Consider the following 8,549-nt stretch of genomic DNA (forward strand, 5'->3'; position numbering starts at 1 on the left):
GCCCAGGCGAGCTGATAGCTCTCGCGCGTGTAGGCGAAGATGTAGATCGGCGTGGCCAGGATCAGGCCGATGGCCGGGACCAGGGCGTACCAGCGGACGCTCTTCTTCGAGGCCCAGTCGGTGAGGAAGCCGCCCAGCAGGGTGCCGGCGCCGTTGGAGAGCCCCGCGATCAGGCCGATGGCGAGGCCGACGATGCCGAGGCTGAGGCCGAACTCACGGATGAAATAGGCGGGGCCGTAGTTGCCGGTGCCGTAGCCCGCGAAGCTGGCCATGGTGATGCCGGCGACCATGTGGAACATGCCCCACGAGCCGAACAGGCGCTTGGCGACCGAGCGGATCGAGGGCGGCGGCTCCAGCGCCTCGGACGGGGCGCCGGCCTCGGAGGCCTCGCGCCCCAGAGCGCCGGGGGATTCCTCGGCGAGCGGCTGCAGATGCCGGTCGGCCCAGCCGCGCGGCGGCTCCTTCACGAACACCTTGATGGCGATGGCGACCAGCACGCCGGGCAGGCCGACGACCATGAAGGCCGCCTGCCAGGACAGGTGCTCGGCGATCCAGCCGCCCGCCATGGCCCCGAACATGGTGCCGAGCGGGATGCCGAACGAATAGATGGAGAGGGCGGTGGCGCGCTTCTTCGACTCGAAGAGGTCGCTGATGAGGCTGTGCGCCGGCGGCGAAAGGCCCGCCTCGCCGACGCCGACGCCGACGCGGAACAGCAGGAGCTGGAGGAACGATGTCGCCGTGCCGCAAAGAGCGGTGAAGGCCGACCAGATGACGATCGCGATCGAGATGATGTTGACGCGGCTGACCCGCTCGGCCAGCCGCGCGATCGGGATGCCGAGGGCCGTGTAGAGCAGGGCGAACGACAGGCCGCCCAGCCAGCCGAGCTGCTGGTCCGACAGCTTCAGGTCGACTTTGATCGCCTGGCCGATGGTCGAGATGATCGTACGGTCGATGAAGTTGAAGGTGTAGGCCAGGACCAGGAGCCAGAGGACGCCGTTGCGGTAGGCCGTGGAGTACTGTGGCGCTCCCGGCGCGTCTTTGGCTGGCGGCATCTGGTGGTTCTCCCCGGCCCCGGCGCGGGGCTTCTGTCGTGATTGTTGGTCGCGACGTTAGCGGGGGATTTGAACGCGCGGTAGGGGCGCTCGCAACGAAAGACGCCCGCGGCAGGGCCGCGGGCGTCGATCTCTTCGGACTGTCGTCGCGCTTAGGCGGCGATCAGCTTGCGGCGCGAACGGAGCGCGGCGCCGGCGCTGCCGAACCCGAGGATCATCAGAGCCCAGGTCGACGGCTCGGGCACGGCGTTGCCCGCGACGATGTAGGCGCGGTCGACGACGAAGTCGCCGGCCGGAGCCGCGCCCGAGTTGTAGGTGAAGGCCGTCGAGTAGACGCCGGCCGTCTGAATGTTGGCGACGCCGGCGTAGTGCACCCACTGGCCGGGAGTCGAACCGTCAACGGTGAAGTTCGCCAGGTTCACGCCGGCGATCGTGCCGGTGAAAGTGGCGTTACCGGAGTTGTTGTAGCCGTTGAACGGCACATAGACCGAGAAGCCGATCGTATAGAGGCCGACGTCGAGGAACACGTCCTGCGACAGCGTTTCCACAGAGTGGTCGGCCACGAAATAGAGCGCGTGGGTGCCGACCGCATCCGGGCTGGGCGAAACCGAATTGTCCGGCGGGATCATTTCGCCGAAGGCGCCGGTCGGATAGCCGTTGTTGTTGTTGTAGGTGATGATCGTCGCCTGGTGGCCGGGCACGTCGTCGCCCGAGCCGCTGTAGGTCCAGTCCAGTGTGCCGCTCTCGAAGCTGCCGTTGCTCACTAGGTTGGTGGCGGCGGCGGCCGAGCCGGCCGTGAAGAGAAGGGCGCCGGCGGCGGCGAAAGCAAGCAGCTTGTTCATGATCTCAACCCCGTGTCTGTCGGCCGCATCCATTACATGGTTCAGAAATCATTGATACGGGGCTCGCGCGACAGGCGAGTAGGAGAAATTCGCCCGAGGCATGAGGCGCTTGGGAGCCATAGTTAATAGTCAAGCTTAATGTCGTGGAGGGCCCGGGCGACGACCCCGCGGGTCGCTAGCCGCCCATCATCTTGCCGCGCAGGCGGCGCATGCCGCCCAGCCAGCGGTCGTAGTCGGCGGTCTTGCGCTGCATGTAGGTGAGCACGACCGGGTGCGGCAGGATCAGGAAGCTCTCGGCGGCCAGGCCCTCCACCACGGCGTCGGCCACCTGATCCGGCGTGAGCACGCCGTCCAGGTTCTGGGGCTGGGAGGCGGCGTCGCCCTGGCGGAGCATGGCCGTGTCGACGCCCTGCGGGCAGAGGATCGAGACCTTGATGCCCTGCTCGCCATGGGTGATCGACAGGGACTCGGCGAAGCCGACGGCGGCGTGCTTGGTGGTGGAATAGACCGCGCCGCCGATCTGGGAGAGCAGGCCGGCCGCGGAGACGGTGTTGAGCAGGTAGCCGCCGCCGCGGGCCTGCATGCCGGGGATGACCGCGCGGGCGGCATAGACGTGGGCCATGACGTTGACGCCCCAGGCGCGTTGCCAGACGGCGTCGGGCGAGGAGGCGGCGTTGTTCTTGTCCGGGTCGCCGTCGCCGATCCCCGCGTTGGAGCAGAAGAGGTCGATGCCGCCATGACGGGCCTCGACGTCGGCCACCAGGGCCGCGACCGCGGCGCCGTCGCTGACGTCGACGGTGTGGGCCTCGCCGCCGATCCCGGCCGCGACCGCCTTCGCGCCTTCGCCGTTGCGGTCGACGACGATCACCGCCTTGGCGCCCTCGCGGGCGAAGCGGCGGCAGAGGGCGGCGCCGATGCCATCCGCGCCGCCGGTGACGACGACGACCTTGTCCTTCACGTTCATGGCGAGTTCCTCCCGGTGCGGCGCCGGCCGCCCGAGGGCCGCGCCGGGCCTACATAGACCGGGCGGGATCGATTCCGAACGATTGTTTGAAGGCCGCGAGCTGGTCGGCGAAGGCCCGCCGGTAGGCAGGGCGGCCTTCCGCCCGGGCGACGTAGGCGGCCAGGCTGGGGTGCTCGTCCAGAAGGCCTGAGCCGCCGAGGCGTCGCAGGACGGTGACCATCATCAGGTCGCCGGCGCTGAAGGCGCCGTCGAGCCACTCGGCCTCGCCGAGCCGGGCGGCGAGCTGGGCCAGGCGCTGGCGCACGCGCTGCTCAAGCATCGGGCGGCGCGCCTCGTACCAGGGCTCGTCGCGTTCCAGGATCGCCGTCATGGAGAGTTCGACGATGGGAGGCTCCACCGTGTCGAGGGCGGCGAACAGCCAGGAGACCGCGCGGGCGCAGGCGGCCTCGTCCTCCGGCAGCAGGCCGGGTTGGCGCCGGGCAATGTGCAGGACGACGGCGCCCGATTCGAAGAGAACCAGGCCGTCCGCCTCATAGGTCGGGATCTGGCCGAACGGGTGGAGCGCCAGGTGGGCCGGCTGCTTCATCGCGTCGAAGGAGACCAAGCGCACGTCGTAGGGCTGGCCGACCTCTTCGAAAGCCCAGCGAACGCGGAAGTCGCGGGCCAGGCCCCGACCGCGGTCGGGCGAGCTTTCGAAGGCGGTGATGATCGGGCGCATGGCGGTCTCCGGAGCTTAACCCCGAGGACGAACCGGCGCCCGACCTTCCGACAGGCTCAGCTTACGGTGTCCTCGCGGATCGTGCGGCGGGCCATCCAGAAGCAGGCGAAGGCGACCAAGCCGAACGAGGCCGAGATCATCAGCGCCCAGCGCACGCCCTCGGCCGCGCCGAGGCCGACGCCCTTGTTCAGGTAATCCGAGAGCAGGCCCACCGCGAGCGGGCCGAGGCCCAGGCCGATCAGGTTGATGATGAAGAGCAGGATGGCGGCGGCGGTGGCGCGCATGTGCGGCGGCACCACGGACTGGCCCGTGCCGTAGACCGGGCCGTACCAGAGCGTGCCCAGGAAGGCGTTGATGGCGAGGACGAAGAGGGCGACGGCGGCCGAGTCGAGGCTGACGGCGGTGATGTAGACCGGGATCGTCACCAGCGAGGCGATGGCCGGGGCCACCATGTAGGCCCGCAGGTCGCGCTTGCCGTACTTGTCGGCGATGGCGCCGCCGACCCAGGAGCCGATCGCGCCGGCCGTGCCGCTGATGAGGCCCAGGGCCAGGCCCAGGAAGCCCACCGATTTCAGGCCGAAGCCGTCGGCGAGCTGGGCGATCTCGGCGGCGTGGTTGCGCAGGAAGAACGAGGCGGTGAACGGGGCGTGGCCGTAGCCGATGAACGCCTTGATCGCGGCCGCGAAAGCGATGAACCAGAAGGTCGGGCGGCTGGCGAGGTAGGCCACGGTCTGGCTGAAGGTGGCGGACGTGGCGGCGACGCGCTCGGCGTGCTCGCGCATCACCCGGCGCGGCTCCTTCAGGGTGAAGAAGGCGAGCAGGGCGAAGATCACGCCGGGGACGCCGGCGATCAGGAAGGCCGTGCGCCAGCCGTGCATGTCGGCGATCAGGCCGCCCATGACGAGGCCCAGCAGGCCGCCGATGGGGGTGCCCATCGAATAGAAGGCGAGGGCCGAGGCGCGCTTCTCCTTGGGCACGTAGTCGACGATCAGCGAGTGGGCGGGCGGGGTGCAGCCGGCTTCGCCGACGCCGACGCCGATACGGTAGAGGATGAGCTGCCAGAAGTTGCCCGCCGTGGCGCACATGGCGGTGAAGCCGCTCCAGATGGCGGTGGCCGAGCCGATGATCACCGCGCGGTTCTTGCGCTCGGCCATTCGGGCGATCGGGATGCCCAGGAAGGTGTAGAAGACGGCGAAGGCCAGGCCGCTCATCAGGCCGAGCTGGGCGTCGGAGAGGCCCAGGTCCTCCTTGATGGGTTCGGCCAGGATGTTGATCACCTGGCGGTCGAGGAAGTTGATGACGTAGATGCCGAGCAGCAGCCACATCGCGTAGCGGGTGTAGCCCGGCGAGAAGGGCTGGGCGTCGGGCGCCGCGGGCGCGACAGCCTCGGCCTTGGGCGGGGCGGCGGGCGACACGGCGTCGGTCATGGACGGTTCCTCGGTTACTTTTTTGATTTCCCCGAACTAGATGGCGCCGGGGCCCGGCCCGCAACCGTTGAAGTGTTTCAAATCAGCAGTATGGAGCGACCGCGATGGAACTGGTGATCGGGACAAAGAAGTGGTCCACCTGGTCGCTGCGGCCCTGGCTGGCGGCCAAGCGCTCGGGCCTGCCGTTCACAGAGACCCTGGTGGAGCTGCGCCAGGAGAACAACATGAGCGAGGCGGCGATCCGCGCGCACTCGCCCTCGGGCTTGGTGCCGGTGCTGAAGGCCGACGGCCTTACGATCTGGGACAGCCTGGCGATCTGCGAATACCTGGCCGAGAAGGCGCCGCATCTGTGGCCGAAGGACCCGGCGGCCCGGGCGATGGCGCGGGCGGCGGCGGCCGAGATGCACTCGGGCTTCCAGTCGCTCCGGGGCGAGTGCCCGATGGCGCTTGAGGCCACGCCGAAGGAAGTCAGCCTCTCGCCCGCGACACACAAGGACATCCGCCGCATCGTAGCGGTGTGGAGCGAGCTGCTGCACCGGTTCGGCGGGCCGTTCCTGGCGGGCGAGTGGTCGATCGCCGACGCGTTCTATACCCCGGTGGCGACGCGCTTCCGGACCTATGGAGTGCGGCTGTCGGACTTCGGGGATTCGGGCGCGGCGGGCGAATATTGCCAGCGGCTGCTGGAACAGCCCGAGTTCCTGGAATGGGAAGCGGCGTCCAAGTGAAGCGCGTCGCGGGGCTGCTGCGGGCGGTCAATGTGGGCGGCCGCAAGCTCCTGATGGAGGACCTGCGGCGGATCGCGGCGGAGGCCGGCTTCGCCGATCCGAAGACGCTGCTGGCTAGCGGCAATGTGCTGTTCGGCACGACGCTGTCGCCGCAACAGGCCGAGGCGGCGCTGGAGGCGGCGATCCACAAGGACCTGGGGCTGGCGGCCGACGTGATGGTGCGCGACCTGGATCAGCTCAAGGCGGTGATCGCGGCGAACCCGTTCCCGAAGCAGGCGAAGGACGAGCCGAACCGGCTGATGGCCATGTTCCTGACCGGCGAGCCGGCGGCGGGGCCGGAGGTGCTGGAGAGCGCCTGCGTCGCCGGCGAGGTGGTGAAGCCGGGGCCGGGTTGCCTCTACATCTGGTTCCCCAACGGCGCGGGGACCTCGAAGCTGTCGAACGTGGTGATCGAGCGGCGGCTGAAGGTGCGCGGCACATCGAGGAACTGGAACACCGTCGGCAAGCTGGCGATGTTGCTGGAGGCGTAGGCCGCCGCCGTCGCGCAGGGCCGACGGCGGCGAGCGGTCATGCGGCCGCGTGCGCGGTCTCCACGCTTGCGACCTGCAAGACCTGCGAGCGGCCATCCTCGGTGCTGAGCGCGATCGAGGACCCGGGCGTCAGGCCGATGAGGGCGGCGCCCACAGGCGTGACGACCGACATGCGGCCCTTGTCGATGTCGGCGGCGTCGGGGAGGACGATCTGCACGCGGCGCGTGCGACCCGTCATCAGGTCGGTGAACTCCACGACGGAGTTCAGGCGCACGAACGTGCGGCGGGCGTGGGCGTCCTTGACGACCGTCGCGCGGGCAAGCTCGTCGCCCAGGAGGGTGGCGCCGCGGGAGCTGTTGCTCTCCGCGAGGTTCCACAGGCGCTCGTATTCGGACTCGGTCACGTAGACGGCAGGCTTGCGGAGTTGGTGGCTTCGAAGGGACATTTCAGATGGCTTTCAGATCCGCGTCCGCCGCGCTCGGCGATGAAGGACGCGTGTTGAGGGGAGCGACAGGCGTCCGGGGCCGCGGCGGTCTTCGCCAGCGTGCCGGTCGCGCAAGCTCGTTGTCCGCCCGGCAAGAACCCGGCGGAGTTTTTCATGTGTATTTCTGGAGCTGCTAGGCCCTGTCGAACAAGCTTCAGCCAGATCGACGGGCTTAGAAGATAGAAGATCCCCGAGTGCGAAGCTTCGAAGCTTGCAGCCCTCGGGGCTACTGGCCTTCGATCAGGCGACCAGCGTGATGCTGTCGACGCGCGAATGCAGCGGGTTTACACATAGCAAACTGAAGATGGGATGCGCAGTCCGGAAAGTCAAACGGCGCCGGCCTAACCCCGCCGCCGGGGGGAGTCGGCGGCCCAGAGGACGTCGGACCAGCGCCAGTCGCCGGCGCCGAGGACGACGCGACCGCCGCCGGGCTGGTCGTTGAGCGCGAGGAGGACGAGGCCGCGCACGCGCTGGCGGCGGCAGGCCTCGGGGGCGAAGGCGACCTCCCACATGATGGCTTCGCGCACGGCGGCGAGGCCTTTGCCCTCCTGGCCGGGATGGGTGATCCAGTCGCCGTTCCAGACGCGGATGGCGCGGCCCTTCTGCGCCTCGGTGATGGCGGCCTGGACGCGGCGGTCCTTGCGCAGCTTGGCCTGCAGCCAGCCGGCCATGTCGCACTGGCCGCCCCCGCCCGCGCCGCTGCCCGAGCCGGCCTTGGCGGCAGAAGCGAGCTCGGCGTCGCTGACCTCGGCGGCAAGGTCGGTGACTTTGCCGGCGTCCGCGACGATGGGCTTGGCGGTCGGCGGAGGTTTCGACACCGGACGCGCGATGGTGCGCTTGGGCGGCGCGGGCTTGGGCTTCTTCTCGACCTTCGGCGGCGCGGGCTTCGGCGGCGCGGGGTCGGGCTTCGGCGCGGGGGCCGGTGGCGCGGGCGGCGGGGGAGGCGGAAGCTCGACGAGCTGCACCTGGATCGCCGGCGGCTCGAACGTCGGCGGGGCGCCGGGTTGCGCGAGCAGCAGGGCGCCCAGGAAGGCGCCGTGCAGGCTCAGGCTGAGCATCCCCGTGACCAGGCGGCGTCGCTGCGCTTGCTTGCGGGCAGCCGGGGTCACGGGGCTCTACGCGGCCTGGACTAGGCCAGGACGACCAGGACGACGCGGCGGTTGGCCTGACGGCCGGCGCGGTCCTTGTTGGGCGCGGTCGGCGAATCCGGGCCGTACGAGATCGTGCTGATCCGGTTCAGCGGCACGCCGTGCTGGTTCAGATAGCGACGGACGACCTCCGCGCGCTCCTCGCCCAGCTTGTAGTTGAAGGCCTTGGGACCGGTGGCGTCGGTATGGCCCTGGACCTCGATGTAGACGTTGCGGTTGTCGGCCTTGAGCTTCTCGGCGAAGGCGTCGAGGCGCGCCTCCATCTCGGGCGTCAGCGTGGCCTTGGCGACGCCGAACTTGAAGCCGTCGTCCTGCAGGACCTCGGAATAGAGGAACTTGCCCTCGGCCAGCTTGCCCGCCGCGGTGGCGCGGTCGAGCGCGTCCTTGGCGGTGCCTTCGACGCTGGCGACGCGGGTCTCGACGGTGTCCACACGGCCGGAGACCGCATCCGTCTTGGCGCCGACGACAGCGACTTCCTCACGCACGAACTTCTTGGTGGCGCAGCCCCCGAGGCTGACGACACCCAGCAAAGCCGCCCCCGCAATCAGCACCTTCGACGTAGGGTGGATCATATTCAAGTCTCTCCGTTCCGGTTGGTCCCCCCGACCGTCGTTAAGCTTTGAACAACCTTTCAATCAGGCCCGATCTAGGCCGTTTTC

Annotated in this window: 10 protein-coding genes; 2 read left to right on the forward strand and 8 right to left on the reverse strand. The window is 69.4% G+C overall.

Annotated features, from left to right (window positions below; genetic code table 11):
- The 5 genes from Q0L11_RS07970 to Q0L11_RS07990 form a co-directional block, all read right to left on the reverse strand.
- Positions 1–1,052, reverse strand: a 1,052-nt coding sequence (locus tag Q0L11_RS07970; RefSeq protein ID WP_296596525.1) for an MFS transporter, incomplete at its 3' end; no start/stop codon positions are given.
- A 152-nt stretch (positions 1,053–1,204) separates the two neighbouring features.
- A complete protein-coding gene (locus Q0L11_RS07975) occupies positions 1,205–1,894 on the reverse strand; it encodes a PEPxxWA-CTERM sorting domain-containing protein (protein ID WP_296596527.1) in 690 nt (229 codons plus the stop codon).
- A 175-nt stretch (positions 1,895–2,069) separates the two neighbouring features.
- Complete coding sequence (locus tag Q0L11_RS07980) at positions 2,070–2,858, reverse strand: SDR family oxidoreductase (RefSeq protein ID WP_296596528.1); 789 nt, start codon at positions 2,856–2,858, stop codon at positions 2,070–2,072.
- A 49-nt stretch (positions 2,859–2,907) separates the two neighbouring features.
- On the reverse strand, positions 2,908–3,576 hold the full coding sequence (locus tag Q0L11_RS07985; protein ID WP_296596529.1) for a glutathione S-transferase family protein: 669 nt from the start codon (positions 3,574–3,576) through the stop codon (positions 2,908–2,910).
- 56 nt (positions 3,577–3,632) lie between these two features.
- A complete protein-coding gene (locus tag Q0L11_RS07990; protein WP_296596531.1) occupies positions 3,633–5,003 on the reverse strand; it encodes an MFS transporter in 1,371 nt (456 codons plus the stop codon).
- Between the two features lie 104 nt (positions 5,004–5,107).
- On the opposite strand from Q0L11_RS07990, the gene Q0L11_RS07995 reads away from it, so the two are divergent.
- A complete protein-coding gene (locus Q0L11_RS07995) occupies positions 5,108–5,728 on the forward strand; it encodes a glutathione S-transferase family protein (RefSeq protein WP_296596533.1) in 621 nt (206 codons plus the stop codon).
- Entirely contained in the window at positions 5,725–6,258 is a 534-nt protein-coding gene (locus Q0L11_RS08000) for a DUF1697 domain-containing protein (protein ID WP_296596535.1), read from the forward strand. Before Q0L11_RS07995 ends, Q0L11_RS08000 begins: the two co-directional genes overlap by 4 nt.
- A 37-nt stretch (positions 6,259–6,295) precedes the next feature.
- Here Q0L11_RS08000 and Q0L11_RS08005 read toward each other — a convergent pair whose 3' ends face one another.
- The 3 genes from Q0L11_RS08005 to Q0L11_RS08015 all read right to left on the reverse strand — a co-directional run bounded on the left by Q0L11_RS08005 (position 6,296) and on the right by Q0L11_RS08015 (position 8,462).
- Entirely contained in the window at positions 6,296–6,703 is a 408-nt protein-coding gene (locus Q0L11_RS08005) for a GreA/GreB family elongation factor (protein WP_296596537.1), read from the reverse strand.
- 380 nt (positions 6,704–7,083) lie between these two features.
- On the reverse strand, positions 7,084–7,851 hold the full coding sequence (locus Q0L11_RS08010) for a hypothetical protein (protein ID WP_296596538.1): 768 nt from the start codon (positions 7,849–7,851) through the stop codon (positions 7,084–7,086).
- Positions 7,852–7,871: 20 nt separating this feature from the next.
- Entirely contained in the window at positions 7,872–8,462 is a 591-nt protein-coding gene (locus tag Q0L11_RS08015) for an OmpA family protein (RefSeq protein WP_296596539.1), read from the reverse strand.
- Between the last annotated feature and the right edge of the window lie 87 nt (positions 8,463–8,549).

This window comes from Phenylobacterium sp., assembly GCF_024508875.1.
Classification (GTDB): Bacteria; Pseudomonadota; Alphaproteobacteria; order Caulobacterales; family Caulobacteraceae; genus Phenylobacterium.

What these genes read in the sequence shown, in the direction of transcription:
- Q0L11_RS08015 (WP_296596539.1), bottom strand. Translation starts at nt 8,462, where the DNA reads ATGATCCACCCTACGTCGAAGGTGCTGATTGCGGGGGCGGCTTTGCTG.
- Q0L11_RS07995 (WP_296596533.1), top strand. Translation starts at nt 5,108, where the DNA reads ATGGAACTGGTGATCGGGACAAAGAAGTGGTCCACCTGGTCGCTGCGG.
- Q0L11_RS07980 (WP_296596528.1), bottom strand. Translation starts at nt 2,858, where the DNA reads ATGAACGTGAAGGACAAGGTCGTCGTCGTCACCGGCGGCGCGGATGGC.
- Q0L11_RS07975 (WP_296596527.1), bottom strand. Translation starts at nt 1,894, where the DNA reads ATGAACAAGCTGCTTGCTTTCGCCGCCGCCGGCGCCCTTCTCTTCACG.
- Q0L11_RS07990 (WP_296596531.1), bottom strand. Translation starts at nt 5,003, where the DNA reads ATGACCGACGCCGTGTCGCCCGCCGCCCCGCCCAAGGCCGAGGCTGTC.
- Q0L11_RS07985 (WP_296596529.1), bottom strand. Translation starts at nt 3,576, where the DNA reads ATGCGCCCGATCATCACCGCCTTCGAAAGCTCGCCCGACCGCGGTCGG.
- Q0L11_RS08005 (WP_296596537.1), bottom strand. Translation starts at nt 6,703, where the DNA reads ATGTCCCTTCGAAGCCACCAACTCCGCAAGCCTGCCGTCTACGTGACC.